Source organism: Mycetohabitans sp. B2 (assembly GCF_021733735.1).
Classification (GTDB): Bacteria; Pseudomonadota; Gammaproteobacteria; order Burkholderiales; family Burkholderiaceae; genus Mycetohabitans; species Mycetohabitans rhizoxinica.
In genome coordinates, this window is sequence record NZ_JAHKSP010000016.1 from 144,975 (window position 1) to 163,135 (window position 18,161).

The following is an 18,161-nucleotide window of genomic DNA, read 5'->3' on the forward strand; positions in this document are numbered from 1 at the left end:
CGTCTGTACCCGTCGGTGGTACCCGAAATAGCCCTATGAGCCGCGGTTGAGCGGTATCCCGGAATGGGATGCGATCAACCGCGGTAATTTTTTTAATCCTGAGCCGTTTATGAGCACTATTCCACTGACGAAGCGCGGTGCTGACCAACTGCGTGACGAATTGCAACGACTGAAGTCGGTCGAGCGTCCGTCGGTGATCCACGCGATCGCCGAGGCGCGTGCACAAGGTGATTTATCGGAAAACGCCGAGTACGATGCCGCGAAGGAGAAGCAGGCATTTATCGAGGGCCGCATCGCTGAACTTGAGTCAAAATTGTCGGCCGCGCAGATCATCGATCCGAAGGCGGTCGACGCGGACGGGCGCGTCGTATTTGGCGCCACCGTCGATCTCGAGGATCTCGATTCGGGTGACAAGGTTACCTACCAGATCGTCGGGGACGACGAGGCGGATCTCGAGCATGGGCTGATCTCGGTCAGCTCGCCGATTGCTCGCGCGTTGATTGGCAAGTTTGAGGGCGATGTGGCGGCGGTGCAAGCGCCCAGCGGCGTGCGCGAGTACGAGATTATCGCGGTACGCTACGAGTAAAATGTCATGTTCCTATTGATTACGGCATTTGAACGATGATTGCACAGCGCCTGTTCCGCCTGCTCGCGATGCTATGGGTTGGCAGTCTCGTCAGCATCGGCTACGTGGCTGCGCCGACCCTGTTCGCGTCGCTCGATCGCGCGAGCGCGGGCACGGTCGCCGCCTCACTGTTCCACACGCAGGCAATGATCGGCGTGGTGGCCGGTATCGTGTTGCTCGGGTTCGCGCACGCGTTCGTTAAGCGCGGCGACCGGACGTACCGGGCTGCGCGCTGGGTGATCGTCGCGATGCTGGTCTGCGTGCTGGTCGGTTATTTCGCGCTGCAGCCGTTCATGAATGAATTGCGCGTCGCGGCGCAGCACGCCGGGACCGATGTCGGACATTCCGTCTATGCGGCGCGCTTTGGTGCGTTGCACGTCGCGTCCAGCGCCCTCTATCTGGTGCAAAGCCTGCTTGGCCTTGTGCTGGTGTGGCGCCTGCCAGTTGCCACGCGGTCGATGTTCTGAGCGATCGATCGGCCTTCGCTGCAATCGTGGCGCGTTCGCCGTGCAGGCTGGGCGCAATCGCATGCCAGCAAGCGTCGCGCGGGGACGCACGGGGTCCGGTAGCAGGCTGGTTGTGCCTACTTGTTAGACTGATGTTGGCGCTTCAGACTCGTCTGCCGCTTTTTCGCCTTTTTAACATTGCCGCCAGCGGTGACGCGTTCATTGCCGAGTACCTTGACCAATTGCGGCTTTGGGCGTCGTACTGTGCTGGACGGTTTTACCACCTTGACGACGCGTGGCGCGGCACCGGTCGTCGATGTGTCGCGGCGCGCGGCGCAGCGCGCGGTGCCGGCGCTCGGCACGTCGGTGCTGCGCTGCGCCGCGGCCTGGGTCTTGGTCGCGCGGGTGCGCGATGCACTGCCGCGCGGGGTGCTGGCTTCGGTGTCGTCGCGCTGCGGCCTCCAGATCACCAGCAGCTTGCCGATGTGCTGAATGGGCGCCGCCGACAGACGGTCGCAGATCGTGTCGTAAAGCGCCGCGCGCTCGTCGCGCTCGTCGCCGAACACGCGGATCTTAATCAACTCATGCGCGTTCAGGTGCACGTCGATCTCGTTGAGCACCGCGTCGGTCAAGCCGTCTGCGCCGATCAGCACGACTGGTTTGAGCGAATGGGCTTGCGAGCGCAGCGCGCTGCGCTCGGCGGAGGAAAGGGTAAGGGCAGGCATGAGGGTAATCCGTCAAGCAGGGTCACGGCCAACGGCCGCAAAGACGCGTATTATCCGCTAAAAGAGCCGTCACCGTGTCGCTCGGGCCACATTTAACCTGTTTTATGGCAAAAAATCGTTTCAATCAGTCGTGGTTGCATGACCACATCAATGATCCGTACGTCAAGCTCGCGCAGCGCGACGGGTATCGGGCACGCGCGGCGTACAAGCTCAAGGAAATCGACGAGCAGGATAAGCTGATTCGGCCCGGGCAGGTGATTGTCGACCTGGGCGCCGCACCGGGAAGCTGGAGCCAATACGCGCGCAACAAGCTGGCGGCCGGCGCCCACCGTGCCAGCGGTGGCATTGATGGCACGATCATTGCGCTGGATATGCTGCCCATGGAACCGATCGCCGACGTGACGTTTATTCAGGGCGATTTCCGTGACGATGCGGTACTGGCGCAGTTGGAGGCGGCCGTCGAGGGTCGCGCGGTAGACCTTGTCATTTCCGACATGGCCCCCAACCTGTCGGGTGTTGCGGTAGCGGATGCAGCGCGGATCGAGCACGTATGCGATTTGGCGCTCGAATTCGCGCAGAATCACCTGACATCACAGGGGGCGCTGTTAGTTAAGTGTTTTCACGGCAGCGGTTATAGTCAGATCGTCGAGCGGTTCAAGCACCAGTTCAGGAGCGTGGCGGCGCGCAAGCCGAAGGCCTCGCGCGACAAATCGTCGGAAACGTTTATTCTCGGTCGGATGCTGAAGCATCCGCGAGCGTAAATGCAGCAATATCGGTTCGGTAGCGCACCGTTTCGGCATGGCGCGCTGAAACGCGTGAAGCGCGTGGTTTTTCAAATTTTTCGCTATCCGCCCGAGAGCCAATCGCTATGGCAGGGGGAGGCGGACTGGATTAGAATGCCTGAGGGTGGTTGGCTTTCTGACTGAAAGTCGGATGCTGCCCTATATGAGTGAAGGAGTGGTGCGTTGAACAACAACATGTTTTCCAAGGCGGCAGTGTGGCTTGTCATCGCACTGGTGCTGTTTACGGTGTTCAAGCAGTTCGACAAGCCCCGCGTCCCGGAAGGCGTCACGTATTCGCAGTTCATGGACGACGCGAAGAACGGCAAGGTCAAGAACGTCGTCGTCCAGGGCCGCAACCTCACCGTCACTCCTGCGGACGGCCAGAAGTACCAGATTGTGTCGCCCGGCGACATCTGGATGGTCGGCGACCTGATGAAGTACGGTGTGCAGGTCAGCGGCAAGGCGGATGATGAACCGAACGCGCTGGTGTCTGCGCTGTACTACCTTGGCCCGACGATTCTGATCATCGGGTTCTGGTTTTACATGATGCGACAGATGCAGGGTGGTGGCAAAGGCGGGGCGTTTTCGTTCGGTAAGTCGCGTGCGCGGCTGATCGATGAAAACAACAATGCGGTGAATTTTACCGACGTCGCGGGCTGCGATGAGGCGAAGGAGGAAGTGTCCGAGCTGGTTGATTTCCTGCGCGATCCGCAGAAATTTCAGAAGCTCGGCGGCCGCATTCCGCGCGGCGTGCTGCTCGTCGGACCGCCGGGAACCGGTAAGACGCTGCTTGCGCGTGCGATCGCCGGCGAGGCGAAAGTGCCGTTTTTCAGTATTTCGGGTTCGGACTTTGTTGAAATGTTCGTCGGCGTGGGCGCAGCCCGCGTGCGTGACATGTTCGAGCAGGCGAAGAAGCACGCGCCCTGTATCGTGTTCATCGACGAGATCGACGCGGTCGGCCGCCATCGCGGCGCCGGTATGGGCGGCGGCAACGACGAGCGCGAACAGACGCTCAATCAGATGCTGGTCGAGATGGACGGTTTCGAGGCCAATTCGGGCGTGATCGTGATTGCCGCGACCAATCGCTCCGACGTGCTCGACAAGGCACTGCTGCGTCCCGGACGCTTTGACCGTCAGGTCTACGTCGGCTTGCCGGACATCCGTGGACGCGAGCAGATTCTGAAAGTCCACTTGCGCAAAGTGCCGATTTCGAACGATGTCGATGCATCGGTGGTGGCGCGCGGCACGCCAGGCTTTTCCGGCGCGGACCTCGCGAACTTGGTGAACGAGGCGGCGCTGTTCGCCGCGCGGCGTGGCAAGCGCATCGTCGAGATGCAGGATTTCGAGGATGCCAAGGACAAGATCTTCATGGGTCCGGAGCGCAAGTCAGCCGTGATGCGCGAAGAGGAGCGTCGCAATACCGCGTATCACGAGTCGGGCCATGCGGTCGTCGCAAAGCTGCTGCCGCACGCTGATCCGGTGCACAAGGTAACGATTATGCCGCGCGGCTGGGCGCTGGGCGTCACGTGGCAGCTGCCCGAGCATGATCGCGTCAATCTGTACCGTGACAAGATGCTCGAGGAGATCGCGATCCTGTTTGGCGGCCGGGCTGCTGAGGAAGTCTTCTTGAATTCGATGTCCACCGGCGCGTCCAATGACTTCGAACGGGCGACCAAGATGGCCCGCGACATGGTGACGCGATATGGCATGTCCGACGTGCTTGGGACGATGGTCTATATCGATACGGAGCAGGACGGCATGCTCGGCCGGTTGTCGTCGCGTTCGGTGTCCGAGGCGACGCAACAGAAGGTTGACGCGGAGATTCGCCGCATCCTCGACGAGCAATATGGGCTCGCGCGCAAGCTGCTGGAGGAGCACCGTGAAAAGGTCGAGGTGATGGTCAAGGCACTGCTCGATTGGGAAACGATCGACGCCGACCAGATCAACGACATCATGTCGGGCAATGACCCGCGTCCACCGAAGAACCTGCCTCCGCCGTCTGGCGACGCGCCGAGCGGTGGCACGGGTGGCGGCGCTGAGGTGAAGCCCGCGCCGGGCGCGGCCGCTCCCGCGTAATCGCAGCCGTTTTCCCGCCAAGGGCTGGTGCTGGTGCACCAGCCCTTTGTCATTTTTTTCTACTGAGTATTGCTGTTCAATGTCGAGCACTCCTAGCGCAACCGGCTTGGTCGCCGGCGCGACGTTGCAATGCGGCCGCTTCAGGCTGACGCTGGCGCGGCCCCTAGTGATGGGCATTTTGAATGTGACGCCAGACTCGTTCTCCGATGGCGGACGTTTCATCGGCTACGAGGCCGCGCAGGCGCGCGCTCAGCAGATGATTGACGAGGGGGCAGACCTGATCGACATCGGCGGCGAATCGACGCGGCCCGGTGCACCGCCGGTCCCATTGGAGGAGGAGCTGGCGCGGGTGTTGCCTTTGATCGACGCGTTGCGTGATACGGGCGTGCCGATCTCGATCGATACGTACAAGCCCGAGGTGATGCGTGCCGCGCTCGACGCCGGCGCGGACTTGATCAACGATATCTGGGGCCTGCGTCAGCCCGGCGCGCTCGATGCGGTGCGCGACACGCGTTGCGGGCTGTGTGTGATGCATATGCAAGGCGAGCCGGGTACGATGCAGCGCGAGCCGCAGTACCGCGATGTCGTCGCGGATGTTCGCGACTTTCTCGACGGGCGGATCCGGTCACTGGAGCGCGCCGGGATTGCCGCGGACCGGCTCTGTGTCGATCCGGGCTTTGGTTTTGGCAAGACGGCCGAGCACAATTTCACACTGCTGCGTGAATTGCCGCACGCCGTGCCCGCTGGTGTGCCGATCCTTGTGGGGCTGTCGCGTAAGTCAATGATCGGCGCGGCCACAGGTCGCAGCGTGCCGCAGCAGCGCATAGCCGGCAGTCTTGCCGGCATGCTGGCGGCGGTCGATCGGGGCGCGGCGATTGTGCGCGTGCACGACGTCGCGCCGACGGTCGATGCATTGAAAGTCTGGCAGGCGATGCGGGCACGACCGTGGTGCGACGCCCAGTCCGTGCACGGCTAGAACGATAAACAGCAACAAAGGCGACGCATGTTGCGGCGTGTGCGGCGCACGCCTGCGGACGCGTCGCACAGTATGAAAAAGAGGAGTTCAACATGAGTCGTCGTTATTTCGGCACGGACGGTATCCGCGGCAAGGTGGGCGAGCCGCCGATCACCCCGGATTTCGTGCTGCGGCTCGGCTATGCGGCGGGCAAGGTGCTGGCCGGCGCGGACACCACGGGCAGTGGGCGGCCGACCGTATTGATCGGCAAGGACACGCGAGTTTCGGGCTATATGCTCGAGGCGGCGCTGGAAGCGGGTTTCTCGGCGGCCGGCATCGACGTGATGCTGGCCGGACCGATGCCCACGCCAGGCATCGCGTATCTGACGCGCGCGCTGCGACTGGCCGCCGGCGTCGTGATCAGCGCGTCGCACAACCCTTATTACGACAACGGTATCAAGTTCTTTTCGGGCGACGGCAACAAGCTGCCCGACGAGGTCGAGCATGCGATCGAGAACCAACTCGAGCAGCCGATGACGTGTGCGCCGTCCGAGCATCTTGGCAAGGCGCGGCGCCTGGATGACGCGGCAGGACGGTATATCGAGTTCTGCAAGGGCACGTTTCCGGCCGCATTCGACCTGCGTGGACTGAAGCTCGTCGTCGATTGTGCGAATGGCGCGGCATATCAGGTCGCGCCGCACGTGTTCCATGAGCTGGGAGCCGAGGTCGTGCCGATTGGTGTTGCCCCGAACGGCTTCAATATCAATGACGGGGTGGGCGCGACCGCGCCTGACACGCTGGTGACGGCCGTGCGTGCCAATCACGCCGATCTGGGCATCGCGCTGGACGGTGACGCGGACCGGTTGCAGGTCGTCGACGCGTCCGGCCGCCTGTATAACGGCGACGAGTTGCTGTACGTACTCGTGAAGGACCGCATCGCCACACACGGAGTGGTGCCGGGCGCGGTTGGCACACTCATGACGAACCTAGCGGTGGAGGTCGCGCTACAGCAGCTCGGCGTTGAATTCGTGCGCGCCGCGGTAGGCGATCGCTATATCCTGGAGCAGCTGCGCGAACGAGGTTGGCAACTCGGCGCCGAAGGCTCCGGCCACATCCTGTCGCTGGACCGCCATACGACCGGCGACGGCATCGTATCGGCGCTGCTCGTGCTCGCCGCGATCAAACGTAGCGGTCAGACGCTGGCTCAACTGCTCGGCGGGCTGACGTTATTTCCGCAGACGCTGGTCAACGTGCGGATGACGCCGGGCGCTGATTGGAAAGGCAGCGCCGCGATTCGTGAAGTCGTCGCGCAGGCTGAGCGCGCATTGGGCCAGTGCGGCCGCGTGCTGATCCGCGCGTCTGGCACTGAACCGGTATTGCGCGTGATGGTCGAGGCGCAGCGGGCGGAAGAGGCAAACGGTCACGCTCAAGCGATCGCCGAAGTCGCGCGCGCGGCGACCACGGGGTAACCTGTGGCGCCGGCGCGGTAAAAAGTTCGCAGGCTGCACCGGAAGTCCGCAAGCCGAACCGCAGGCCTGCAGGCTGAACCGCAAGCCCACAGCTGGACTAGAAGCCCGCAGGCGGAGCAGATTCACTGCCGCGGGCATCTTACGATCGGCAATGTGACTGTCACGGTTTAGTCACCGAATGTCACATGACTGTCACGTTCCCCGCCTAAGCTTCTCGATGTTTCGACTCCGCTCACCCCTGGTCCTGGAGGTCTCATGAAATCGATGCATACCGCGATCGCCGGCGTTGTCGGCGCCCTGTTTGCCTGGTCCGTGCAGGCTGCCGATATCACCGGCGCGGGTAGCACGTTCGCGGCGCCGATTTATACGAAGTGGGCCGATGCCTATCGGAAGTCGGGCGGTGGCAAGGTCAACTACCAGGGCATCGGATCATCCGGCGGCATCAAGCAGATCATCGCGAAGACGGTTGACTTCGCCGGCTCGGACGCACCGCTGAAGGACGATGCGCTCGTCAAGGATGGCCTGTTCCAATTCCCGACCGTGGTCGGCGGCGTGGTGCCGGTGATCAACGTGCCGGGTATCAAGGCCGGCGAACTGGTGCTATCCGGCGAAGTGCTGGGCGATATCTACCTGGGCAAGATCAAGAAGTGGAATGCCCCGGCGATTGCCGCGCTCAATCCGAAGATGAACCTGCCGGATACCGATGTCGCCGTGGTGCGCCGCGCCGACGGCTCGGGTACGAGCTTCATCTGGACAAACTACCTGTCGAAGGTGAACACCCAGTGGAAGTCAAAGGTTGGCGAAGGCACGACGGTGAATTGGCCGGTGGGCATCGGCGGCAAAGGCAATGACGGCGTGGCCGCGTTCGTGCAGCGCCTGCCTGGCTCGATCGGCTATGTCGAATGGGCCTATGCGAAGCAAAATCATATGACCTTCACTGCGCTGAAGAACCAGACTGGCACGGTCGTCGAGCCGAAGACTGAAACGTTCAAGGCCGCGGCCGCCGGCGCCGACTGGAAAAAGTCGTTTTACCAAATCCTGACAAACCAGCCGGGCAAGCAAGCCTGGCCGGTGGTCGGTGCGACGTTCGTGCTGCTGCACACCGCGCAGGACAAGCCCGCGCAAGGCAAGGAGACGCTCAAGTTCTTCGACTGGGCATTCAAGAACGGTACGCAGGCCGCGACCGAGCTGGACTACATTTCACTGCCGGAATCGGTCGTCAGTGAAATTCGCACGCAGTGGAAGTCGAAGGTGAAGGACGGCGCGGGCAAGGCGCTCGCCGAGTAACCGGCATCCCGTGTCGGCGCGGGCAGGCGCAACCGCTTCGCGCCGCGCCGGCGCGTGGTGCTTTGACGACAAGCGGTTACGCGCGCGAGCGTTGCGCCGCGTGGCCTGTGAAGAGGCATCATGGCCGACATTCAGACTGCATCCGGCTCGGGCGGCAACCGCGCGATGAAAGCGCCGGGCCGCACAGGCGACATCGTCTTCGGCGCGCTGGCACGGCTTGCCGCGATCGTGACCTTGCTGATGCTCGGCGGGATACTCATCTCGCTGATCATCGCGTCCCTGCCCACCCTCCAAAAGTTCGGCTTTTCGTTCCTGTGGCACTCCGATTGGGACCCACCCTCCGAACAATTCGGCGCGCTGGTGCCGATTTACGGCACGATCGCCACATCGTTGATCGCTCTGATTATCGCGGTACCGGTCAGCTTCGGCATTGCGTTGTTTCTGACCGAACTCTCTCCTGCCTGGCTGCGGCGCCCGTTGGGCATTGCGATCGAGCTGCTGGCCGCGATTCCGTCCATCGTCTACGGCATGTGGGGCCTGTTGGTGTTCGCGCCGGTCTTCGCGAGCGGGTTCCAGAAGCCGCTGCAGACCGTGCTCGGCTCGATGCCGCTGGTCGGCGCGCTGGTGGCCGGCCCCCCGGTGGGCATCGGCATCCTGGCTGCCGGCGTCATTCTCGCGATCATGACCATCCCGTATATCGCCGCAGTCATGCGCGACGTGTTCGAAGTGACCCCAGTCCTGCTGAAGGAGTCCGCGTACGGCATGGGTTGTACGACCTGGGAAGTCATGTGGAAAATCGTGCTGCCGTTCACGAAGACCGGTGTGATTGGCGGCATCATGCTCGGCTTGGGCCGTGCGCTCGGCGAGACCATGGCGGTCACGTTCGTGATCGGCAACACCAATCTGCTGTCCGGTGCTTCGTTGTTCGCCCCAGGCAACAGCATCACGTCGGCGTTAGCGAATGAATTTGCCGAGGCCCAGCCCGGGCTGCATACGGCAGCCTTGATGGAGTTGGGCCTGATCCTGTTCCTGATTACCTTCATCGTGCTCGCCTTGTCCAAAGTGATGCTGTTGCGTCTGGAAAAAAGGGAGGGCGCGCGATGAGCCGCCCCGTATGTTCTCGCGCGTCGGATCTCGTGTCGCCGGGTAGCGCGAACGCCGATGATGCGCCGCGTATCCGGTTGCAGGCGCGCCGCCGTCGCACCAACGCGATCGCGTTGGCCCTGTCGTTGCTGGCCATGGCCTTTGGTCTGGTGTGGTTAGTGTGGATCTTGTTCACGACGCTGCGCTTGGGCATCGATGGACTGTCGCTGACGCTGTTCACCGAATCGACGCCGCCACCGAACACGGACGGCGGCGGGCTGGCCAACGCGATTGTCGGCAGCCTTGAGTTGGTGACGTTGGCCACGCTGTTTGGCACGCCGATCGGTATTCTGGCCGGCGTCTATCTGGCCGAGTATGGTCAATCCAACCTGTTGGCTAGCACGACGCGTTTTATCAACGACATCTTGTTGTCCGCGCCGTCCATTGTCGTTGGCCTGTTCGTCTACGCGCTGGTGGTCGCTCGCATGGGGCACTTCAGTGGCTGGGCTGGTGTGGTGGCGCTTGCGCTGTTGCAGATTCCGATCGTGATCCGTACCACGGAAAACATGCTGAAGCTGGTGCCCAATGCGCTGCGCGAGGCGGCCTTCGCACTCGGCACGCCGAAGTGGAAAATGGTGACATCAATTACGTTGAAGGCGTCGGCGGCGGGCATTACGACGGGCGTGCTGCTGGCGCTCGCGCGTATCGCCGGCGAAACCGCCCCTTTGCTGTTCACCGCGCTATCGAATCAGTTCTTCAGCTTAAACCTGAATCAACCGATCGCAAACCTACCCTATACGATCTTCAAGTTTGCGATGAGTCCGTTCCCACAGTGGCAATCGCTCGCGTGGGCAGGCGTGTTTTTGATTACGCTGGGTGTGCTGGGCCTAAATATTTTGGCCCGCGCGTTGTTTTCAAAGTAAGCGACGGAAGACGATCCATGAACATGGCTGAGCGCCACCTCGACCCTTTGCGTACCGGCGACAGTGTGCCGATTCCGCTCGGTTCGGCCAAAAGCGGCGCCCGCGTGCTGGCGCCGCCGAAGATCGAGGTGAAGAACCTGAACTTCTTCTACGGTAAGTACCATGCGTTGAAGAACATCAATCTGAGCATTCCCGAGAAGCAGGTCACCGCATTCATCGGACCGTCCGGTTGCGGCAAATCCACGCTGCTGCGCACGTTCAACAAGATGTTCGCGTTGTATCCGGAGCAACGCGCCGAGGGCGAGATCCTGATCGACGGCGAGAACCTGCTCGCAACCACCCGCGACATCTCGCTGCTGCGCGCGCGGGTTGGCATGGTCTTCCAGAAACCGACGCCGTTTCCGATGTCGATCTACGACAACATCGCGTTTGGCGTGCGGATGTTCGAAACCTTGTCGCGCTCAGAAATGGATGAGCGCGTCGAATGGGCGCTGACCAAGGCCGCGCTATGGACCGAAGTGAAGGACAAGCTGCAGCAAAGCGGCTATGGGTTGTCCGGCGGCCAGCAGCAGCGGCTGTGCATCGCGCGTGGCATCGCGATCCGTCCCGAAGTGCTGCTGCTGGACGAGCCGTGCTCGGCGCTCGATCCGATCTCCACCGGCCGCATCGAAGAGTTGATTGCCGAGTTGAAGGACGACTATACGGTGGTCATCGTCACGCACAACATGCAGCAGGCGGCGCGCTGTTCGGACTACACTGCCTATATGTACCTGGGCGAGCTTATTGAATTCGGAGATACCGAGAAGATTTTCATCAAGCCGGTGCGCAAGGAAACAGAAAACTACATTACGGGTCGCTTCGGTTGATCGAGCCGATTGCCAAGACGGGAGAGCATCATGTCCGACAAGCATTTGTCTAGCCAGTTCGACGCGGACCTGAACCAGGTTTCGTCCAGGGTCCTCGAGATGGGGGGCTTGGTGGAGTCGCAGATCATCAAGGCGATGCAGGCGTTGAACCATTTTGACGCCGAGGTGGCCGACCAAGTGATCACTGACGAGGCGCGGCTCAACTCGATGGAAGTTGAGATCGACGAGGCGTGCAGTCATATCATCGCGCGGCGCCAGCCCGCGGCGCGTGATTTGCGGCTGCTGATGGCCATCTCGAAGACGATTACGAACCTGGAGCGCGCCGGCGACGAGGCTGAGAAGATCGCCAAGCGCGTGAAGCGCATCATGGAGGAGGGTAACGCGCGCACGGTGAACATCGCAGAAATCCGACTGGCCGGCGACATGGCGACGTCGATCCTGCGTCGCGCGCTGGACGCGTTTGCCCGGCTGGACACGGTCGCCGCCGCGCAGATCGTGCGCGATGACAAGGCGATCGATGAGGCATTCCGGGCGTTCGTGCGCAAGCTCGTGACCTACATGATGGAAGATGCGCGCACGATCTCGGTCGGGCTGGATCTGCTGTTCGTCGCGAAGGCGATTGAGCGCATCGGTGACCACGCAAAGAACATCGCTGAGTTCATCATTTACATCGTTAAAGGCACGGACGTGCGGCATGTGCCGCGCGACCAACTCGAGCGTGAGGCGCTGTCGTAGGACGATGCGGCTTCGTGTAACTGTACGATCTAAAAAGGCGAAAGAGGTGCCGATGCCCAGCAGCATTCTCGTGATCGAGGACGAGCCCGCGATTTCCGAGTTGATTGCGGTGAACCTACAGCACGCGGGACACTGTCCGATTCGCGCGTACAACGCCGAGCAGGCGCAGCGCCTGATCAGCGATGTCTTGCCGGACCTGGTGTTGCTCGATTGGATGCTGCCCGGCAAGTCGGGCGTCGCATTCGCACGCGAGTTGCGTAGCAACGAGCGCACCAAGCACATCCCGATCATCATGCTGACCGCGCGGGGCGAGGAGCAGGACAAGGTGCTCGGGTTGGAGATCGGCGCCGATGACTACGTGACCAAGCCGTTTTCGCCCAAGGAGTTGATGGCGCGTATCAAGGCGGTGCTGCGACGCCGCGCGCCGCAGCTCACCGAGGATAGCGTGTCGATCAACGGCCTGCGACTGGACCCGGCGACGCATCGCGTCGCGGCGAGCCGCAACGGCGAGCAAACCCAGCTCGATCTTGGGCCGACCGAGTTCCGCCTGTTGCATTTCTTCATGACGCATCCGGAACGCGTGCACAGCCGCACGCAACTGCTCGACCAAGTATGGGGCGACCACGTATTCGTCGAAGAGCGCACGGTGGACGTGCACATCAAGCGGCTGCGTGCCGCGCTCAAGCCGGCCGGCTGCGATGCTATGATTGAGACAGTGCGCGGTAGCGGCTACCGGTTGGCCAAGACAGCCTAACGCTGGCGCCGTCGGCGCCCGCACCTTTGTCGATTGTCCCGCGGCACCTTTCGCTCCGATATGAATATCATTTGGGCGCGCGCGCTCGTGTCGCTAGTCTTGCTGGGCTGTGTCGCCACGGCAATCGCCTTCGCGGTCAATGTGGATGCGGCGCTGTCGTTCGCGTTGCTCGCACTGCTCGCGCAGTCGCTTTTCAACACCTACCATACGCAGCGCCTGTGGCGGCTGCTTGATGCGCCGGTCTACGGGGAAGTGCCGAGCGCGCCGGGGTTGTGGGGCGAGATCTACTACCGCTTACATCGGCTCGCCAAGCGGTGGCACGCGCAGGTGCGGCAGGTGGAGCAGCAGCATACGCGGTTTATCCAGGGCATCCAAGCTTCCCCCAACGGCGTGATGATGCTCGACGACCACAACCGGATCGAGTGGTGCAATGCCATCGGTGAGCAGCACTTCGGGCTCGACGTGAAACGCGATTTGTGCCAGCACGTCACCCACCTGGTGCGCCAGCCCGATTTCGTGCGTTATCTGAACAGCCAGCAGTACGACGAGGCGCTGACGATGCGTGGCATGGGCGCAAGCCGACAGCATATCCTGTCGGTGCAGGTTTTTCCGTATGGTGACAACCGCAAGCTGATCCTCACCCAGGATATTACCGAGTTGGAGTGCACCGATGCGATGCGGCGCGACTTCGTCGCCAACGTGTCGCATGAATTGAAGACGCCGTTGACCGTGCTGTCTGGCTTTCTCGAGACAATGCGTGAACTGCCGATTGCGGAATTGGACCGGCGCCGATACCTGGATATCATGGCACAGCAGGCGGCAAGGATGCAGACGATCGTCAACGACCTGTTGGTGCTCGCCAACCTGGAGGGTGACATCAAGCCGCCGGCCGAACAGCCAATCGACATGCGTGCGGTGCTGCAGCATCTGCGTAATGAAGCGTCGGGATTGTCCGGCGGGCGGCACCACATCAAGTTCGAGGCCGACGACGATCTCAACGTGGTGGGGACGGAAAGCGAAATTCTCAGTGCGCTTGGCAACTTGGTCAGCAATGCGATCCGCTATACCCCGGATGGTGGGGCAATTCAGGTCACGTGGCGTGCCGAGCGTGACGGCGCCGTGCTCAGCGTCGCCGACACGGGGCTGGGCATTCCGGCCGAGCATATCCCGCGGCTGACCGAGCGCTTCTATCGCGTCGAGCGCAGCCGCTCGCGCGACACCGGCGGCACCGGGCTCGGGCTGGCGATTGTCAAGCACGTGCTGCAACGCCACGATGCGGACTTACACATTGCCAGTGAGGAAGGCAAGGGCAGCACGTTCTCAGTCCGCTTCCCGCCGTCGCGGGTGACGCACGGGCGCAGTGGGGCGGCCTGACATACGCTGGCGCCAGCGGCGCTTTACCAGCCGCATTCAAGCGTCGGTACCAACGGTGCTTCGCAACCCACGTTCAAGCGTCGGCGCCCGGGGCCTAGGCACTTGCAGAAGCTATCACAGTATGATGATAAGGTTATGACGCGCTGCAACCGGAGCGGCACTGTCACAAATCCTACCCGTTATTCTGGTACGGTCGGCAATCCGGCCCGCCATTGACCCATGCACAAGACCCCGCACCTGCTCGCTGCCGTTGACCTAGGCTCCAACAGCTTCCGGCTTATCATCGCACGCGTGGAGAAAACTTTCGCCGGCACGCAGATTGACCCAGTGGACGCGTTGCGCGAGCCCGTGCGGCTCGCTGCTGGCCTCACGCGTGACAAGTTCCTTGACCAGCCAGCGCAGTCACGCGGCTGGGACGCGCTCAAGCGTTTTGGCGAGCGGCTGCGCGATTTTCATCCGGACCACGTGCGGGCGGTGGCCACCAACACGCTGCGGGTCGCAAAGAACGCCGACGAGTTCCTTGACGAGGCCGAGCGCGCACTGGGCTTTCCGATCGAGGTCATCGCCGGGCGCGAGGAAGCACGCCTAATTTATGCGGGCGCCGCGCATTCGATGCCGGCGAGCAACGGCAAACGGCTGGTGTTCGATATCGGTGGAGGTTCGACCGAGTTCATCATTGGCGACGAATATGACCCGCTGATGATGGAGAGCCTGTACATCGGTTGTGTGACGCACAGTCGACAGTTCTTCCCGAGCGGTAATGTTGACGACTACGCGATGCGTCAGGCAGAGCTGGCCGCCAAGCGCGAGATCCAAGTCATCTCCAGCCTGTATAAGCGGACCGGCTGGGACCAGGCGGTCGGCTCGTCCGGCACTGCGCGGGCAATTGCGGAACTGGTCGAGGCCAATCAATTCAACGACGCCGGCGTGACGCACGGCATCACGCGTGGCGCACTGGAGCGCCTGAAGCGCGCGCTGATCAAGGCGGAAAACGTGAACCGGCTCAAGCTGGCCGCCCTCAAGGCCGACCGTGTGCCAGTGCTGGCCGGCGGCCTGTCGATCATGCTGGCGGTGTTTGAGGAATTGGGCATCGACTACGTGGATACGACCGATGGCGCGTTGCGGCTTGGTGTGCTGTACGACCTGCTGGGTCGCTCACAGCACCAGGACATGCGTGCGGTGACGGTGGAAGGCTTCTCGCGGCGCTATGGTGTCGATCGCGCGCAAGCCGAGCGCATCGCCGCGCTGGCAACCGGTTTTTACAATCAACTGAATGAAACCGATCCACAACGGCGCACGCAGGGAGCGCTGCTGCTCGGCTGGGCCGCGATGCTGCATGAAATCGGCCTGTCGATCTCGCACAGTGCCTACCATAAGCATTCGGCGTACATCGCGACTCATGCCGACATGCCCGGATTCTCGCGCACTGACCAGGCACGGCTGGCGGCGCTCGTGCTTGGCCACGCCGGCAAGCTGGGCAAGCTCACGCAGACACGGGACCTGGACTGGCGCCTGTTGTTCTGCTTGCGGCTGGCCGTGCTGCTGTGCCGTCGCCGGATCGACGTGGCGACCCCGATGCTGGCCGTGCGCGAGCATGATGGCGGCTTCGAGGTGCGCTTGTCGCACAGCTGGGTTGATGACAACCCGCTGACCGAGTACAGCCTGGTCCAGGAGGCGGCTGAGTGGGAAAAAATCGGCCGGCACTATCGGGTCGTCTACGTAGATTGACGCTCGCGGTCAGAAAAACGCCTGGATGCCCGTTTGCGCCCGTCCGAGGATCAGTGCATGGATGTCGTGCGTGCCCTCGTACGTATTGACGACTTCCAGATTGACCAAGTGTCGGGCCACGCCGAACTCGTCCGAGATTCCGTTGCCGCCGAGCATGTCGCGTGCGGTGCGCGCAATGTCGAGCGCCTTGCCGCATGAATTGCGCTTCATGATCGACGTGATCTCGGCCGCGGCGGTGCCTTCATCCTTCATCCGTCCCAGTCGCAGCACGCCTTGCAGGCCCAGTGTGATCTCGGTTTGCATGTCGGCGTGCCGAGCGCAAATCATTGGCCAGAGGAGCAGACCTGGGTATATGCCCGAATGATAGCCGGGGTGTGTCGAAAGTGCTTCTGATTTGGCGTGCGGTGCCGAATCGAAATCGCATAAAATTCTTTGGTGAAGGGGCGGGAAGAATTTTATGCAGGCAATTTCACTCGATGCGACCGATTGCCGGATTCTAGCGCTGCTGCAGGAGGAGGGTCGCGTCAGCAATCTCGAATTGGCGGAGCGGATCGCGTTGTCGCCGTCTGCTTGTCTTAGGCGGATGCGGTTGCTCGAGGAGCAGGGCGTGATCGAGCGTTATCGTGCGTCGTTGTCCCGCGAGAAGCTAGGTTTCGAGCTAGAAGCCTTCGTGCAGGTGTCGATGCGCAACGATCAGTCGGACTGGCACGAGAAGTTCGCTGCCGCATTGCGCGATTGGCCTGAGGTGGTCGGCGCATTCGTCGTGACCGGGGAAAGCCACTACATGCTGCGCGTGCTGTCGCACAACCTGAAGCACTTTTCGGATTTCATCATCGATCGATTGTATAAGGCGCCGGGCGTCATGGATATTCGTTCGAACATCGTGCTGAAGACATTGAAGGACGGCGCTGGTGTCCCGGTTGAACTGCTGCCTCGCGCGCGTTGAAACCCGCGCGGGATTCAGCCGAGCGGATCGACGGTATGAAAGCCACCGCGATGGAACACCAGCGGTTCGCGCGCATCACCGGCGACGCCGCAGCGCTCGACCTCGCCGACGAAGATCACGTGATCGCCTTCGTCGTAGCGGCTGCGATTGTGGCACTCGAACCATGCGAGGGCGCCATCCAGGATGGGCATGCCGGTGTCGCCGGCCGCGTGTGCTACGCCGGCAAATCGGTCGCCTTTCAGGGTCGCGAAGCGGTGGCACAGCGCGAGCTGCGACGCGGCGAGCACATTGACGACATAATGTGTATTGGTTTCAAACACGGTCATCGAGCTTGCCCGTTTCGCCAGGCTCCATAGCACGAGCGGCGGCGCCAGCGAAACGGAATTGAACGAACTGGCGGTGATGCCGATCAATTGTCCCGATTCGGCGCGCGTCGTGATGATGGTCACGCCGGTGGCGAATTCGCCCAGTGCGAGCCGAAACGCAGCAGTATCGAAATTGGGGTAGGCGGCGGACGTCATGGTTGAGTGCGAGCAGCGGCGCGCCGGGGCGCACACGCGAGGGCAGTGATGCGTTGAATGAGGCGAAGCCACGATTGTAGCGGATCAGGCGCGGGCTGGCTGATCGAGCCGCTGGGTGTCCGCGGGGCGGTACCGCGCGCCGATGGGCTGGCGGGCGGCAAGGCCCGACGGACATATCGCACGATAACGGGATGCCTGACTCGATGGGCATACCGCATGATGATGGGATGCCTAACTCGATGGGCGATTCCCGACTGATTGAGAGGGGGCAACGATGAACGAAGTGGCGACGCTGGGCGGAGGATGTTTCTGGTGCCTCGAAGCGGTATTCCTAGATGTCGAAGGTGTCACGGCCGTTGAGTCAGGCTACGCGGGTGGCCATGTCGACGCTCCATCGTACGAAGCGGTGTGCAACGGCGAGACTGGGCATGCGGAGGTCGTCAATCTGACCTTCGATCCGGCGGTGATCGGTTATCGCGAAATCCTGGAGATTTTCTTTGCCACGCACGATCCGACGCAATTGAATCGGCAGGGTAACGACGTCGGCACTCAGTACCGGTCGGTGATCTTTACGCATTCGGTTGAACAGGCATGCATTGCGACGGCGATGCGCGATGAGCTTGCGGCGCGTCGGTTCTATGATGCGCCGATCGTCACGCAGATCGAGCCGCTGGCGGGAAACTATTGGCCGGCCGAAGCCTATCATCAAAACTATTTCGCGAACCACCCAGCACAGGGCTATTGCGCATTCGTGATCGCGCCGAAGGTGGCCAAGTTCCGGCAGCGTTTTGCGCACCGGCTTAAGTCGCGGCGCGCATAGCGACGCAGAACCATGTTCGCGCTGGCCGCTGGCATGCTGGCATGCC

19 protein-coding genes are annotated in these 18,161 nt (G+C 62.2%); 16 read left to right on the forward strand and 3 right to left on the reverse strand.

All coding sequences use genetic code 11. The features are described from left to right. Positions 1–109: 109 nt before the first annotated feature. Together greA and KPG66_RS03520 are read left to right on the forward strand one after the other, a co-directional pair. Positions 110–586, forward strand: a complete 477-nt coding sequence (gene greA / locus KPG66_RS03515) for a transcription elongation factor GreA (RefSeq protein WP_041754109.1) — start codon at positions 110–112, stop codon at positions 584–586. Positions 587–621: 35 nt separating this feature from the next. Next, positions 622–1,092 carry a DUF4149 domain-containing protein gene (locus KPG66_RS03520; protein ID WP_013434607.1) on the forward strand — a complete coding sequence of 157 codons (471 nt, stop codon included), beginning with the start codon at positions 622–624 and terminating at the stop codon, positions 1,090–1,092. Between the two features lie 116 nt (positions 1,093–1,208). Here KPG66_RS03520 and KPG66_RS03525 read toward each other — a convergent pair whose 3' ends face one another. Further along, on the reverse strand, positions 1,209–1,796 hold the full coding sequence (locus tag KPG66_RS03525; RefSeq protein ID WP_013434608.1) for a YhbY family RNA-binding protein: 588 nt from the start codon (positions 1,794–1,796) through the stop codon (positions 1,209–1,211). Between the two features lie 104 nt (positions 1,797–1,900). Between KPG66_RS03525 and KPG66_RS03530 the strand changes: the two genes are divergently transcribed. The 12 genes from KPG66_RS03530 (at position 1,901) to ppx (ending at position 15,828) form a co-directional block, all read left to right on the forward strand. Further along, a complete protein-coding gene (locus tag KPG66_RS03530; RefSeq protein ID WP_237070024.1) occupies positions 1,901–2,557 on the forward strand; it encodes an RlmE family RNA methyltransferase in 657 nt (218 codons plus the stop codon). Between the two features lie 204 nt (positions 2,558–2,761). After that, positions 2,762–4,654, forward strand: coding sequence for an ATP-dependent zinc metalloprotease FtsH (gene ftsH, locus KPG66_RS03535; protein ID WP_013434611.1), 1,893 nt, complete (start codon positions 2,762–2,764; stop codon positions 4,652–4,654). A 79-nt stretch (positions 4,655–4,733) separates the two neighbouring features. After that, complete coding sequence (gene folP, locus KPG66_RS03540; RefSeq protein WP_237070025.1) at positions 4,734–5,630, forward strand: dihydropteroate synthase; 897 nt, start codon at positions 4,734–4,736, stop codon at positions 5,628–5,630. A 92-nt stretch (positions 5,631–5,722) separates the two neighbouring features. Then, positions 5,723–7,078 carry a phosphoglucosamine mutase gene (gene glmM, locus KPG66_RS03545; RefSeq protein WP_013434613.1) on the forward strand — a complete coding sequence of 452 codons (1,356 nt, stop codon included), beginning with the start codon at positions 5,723–5,725 and terminating at the stop codon, positions 7,076–7,078. Positions 7,079–7,333: 255 nt separating this feature from the next. Beyond that, positions 7,334–8,365 (forward strand): phosphate ABC transporter substrate-binding protein PstS, encoded by a 1,032-nt coding sequence (pstS, locus tag KPG66_RS03550; protein ID WP_013434614.1) that lies wholly within the window; start codon positions 7,334–7,336, stop codon positions 8,363–8,365. A gap of 120 nt (positions 8,366–8,485) precedes the next feature. Then, positions 8,486–9,469 (forward strand): phosphate ABC transporter permease PstC, encoded by a 984-nt coding sequence (pstC, locus tag KPG66_RS03555; protein WP_013434615.1) that lies wholly within the window; start codon positions 8,486–8,488, stop codon positions 9,467–9,469. Next, positions 9,466–10,371, forward strand: coding sequence for a phosphate ABC transporter permease PstA (gene pstA, locus KPG66_RS03560; protein ID WP_013434616.1), 906 nt, complete (start codon positions 9,466–9,468; stop codon positions 10,369–10,371). The genes pstC and pstA overlap by 4 nt, the downstream gene beginning before the upstream one ends. A gap of 17 nt (positions 10,372–10,388) precedes the next feature. Then, positions 10,389–11,237, forward strand: a complete 849-nt coding sequence (gene pstB / locus KPG66_RS03565; RefSeq protein ID WP_041753193.1) for a phosphate ABC transporter ATP-binding protein PstB — start codon at positions 10,389–10,391, stop codon at positions 11,235–11,237. A 30-nt stretch (positions 11,238–11,267) separates the two neighbouring features. Then, positions 11,268–11,972: a phosphate signaling complex protein PhoU gene (gene phoU / locus KPG66_RS03570; RefSeq protein WP_041753195.1), complete on the forward strand. Its 705-nt coding sequence runs from the start codon at positions 11,268–11,270 to the stop codon at positions 11,970–11,972. Between the two features lie 52 nt (positions 11,973–12,024). After that, the gene (phoB, locus tag KPG66_RS03575; RefSeq protein WP_041753196.1) at positions 12,025–12,726 is read left to right on the forward strand and encodes a phosphate regulon transcriptional regulator PhoB; all 702 of its coding nucleotides are present in this window, start codon (positions 12,025–12,027) and stop codon (positions 12,724–12,726) included. Between the two features lie 60 nt (positions 12,727–12,786). Next, complete coding sequence (phoR, locus tag KPG66_RS03580; RefSeq protein ID WP_237070026.1) at positions 12,787–14,100, forward strand: phosphate regulon sensor histidine kinase PhoR; 1,314 nt, start codon at positions 12,787–12,789, stop codon at positions 14,098–14,100. Positions 14,101–14,319: 219 nt separating this feature from the next. Then, positions 14,320–15,828 (forward strand): exopolyphosphatase, encoded by a 1,509-nt coding sequence (gene ppx / locus KPG66_RS03585; protein WP_013434621.1) that lies wholly within the window; start codon positions 14,320–14,322, stop codon positions 15,826–15,828. Between the two features lie 9 nt (positions 15,829–15,837). Here ppx and KPG66_RS17860 read toward each other — a convergent pair whose 3' ends face one another. Then, a complete protein-coding gene (locus KPG66_RS17860; RefSeq protein WP_442929406.1) occupies positions 15,838–16,359 on the reverse strand; it encodes an acyl-CoA dehydrogenase family protein in 522 nt (173 codons plus the stop codon). On the opposite strand from KPG66_RS17860, the gene KPG66_RS03595 reads away from it, so the two are divergent. Next, on the forward strand, positions 16,286–16,774 hold the full coding sequence (locus tag KPG66_RS03595; protein ID WP_013434623.1) for an Lrp/AsnC family transcriptional regulator: 489 nt from the start codon (positions 16,286–16,288) through the stop codon (positions 16,772–16,774). The two genes, KPG66_RS17860 and KPG66_RS03595, sit on opposite strands and share 74 nt — an antisense overlap. 14 nt (positions 16,775–16,788) lie before the next feature. On the opposite strand, the gene KPG66_RS03600 is transcribed toward KPG66_RS03595, so the two are convergent. Further along, positions 16,789–17,295, reverse strand: a complete 507-nt coding sequence (locus tag KPG66_RS03600) for a flavin reductase family protein (RefSeq protein WP_041753201.1) — start codon at positions 17,293–17,295, stop codon at positions 16,789–16,791. 274 nt (positions 17,296–17,569) lie between these two features. Here KPG66_RS03600 and msrA point away from each other — a divergent pair, with 274 nt between their 5' ends. Next, positions 17,570–18,115: a peptide-methionine (S)-S-oxide reductase MsrA gene (gene msrA / locus KPG66_RS03605; protein ID WP_013434625.1), complete on the forward strand. Its 546-nt coding sequence runs from the start codon at positions 17,570–17,572 to the stop codon at positions 18,113–18,115. The last annotated feature ends 46 nt before the right edge of the window (positions 18,116–18,161 follow it).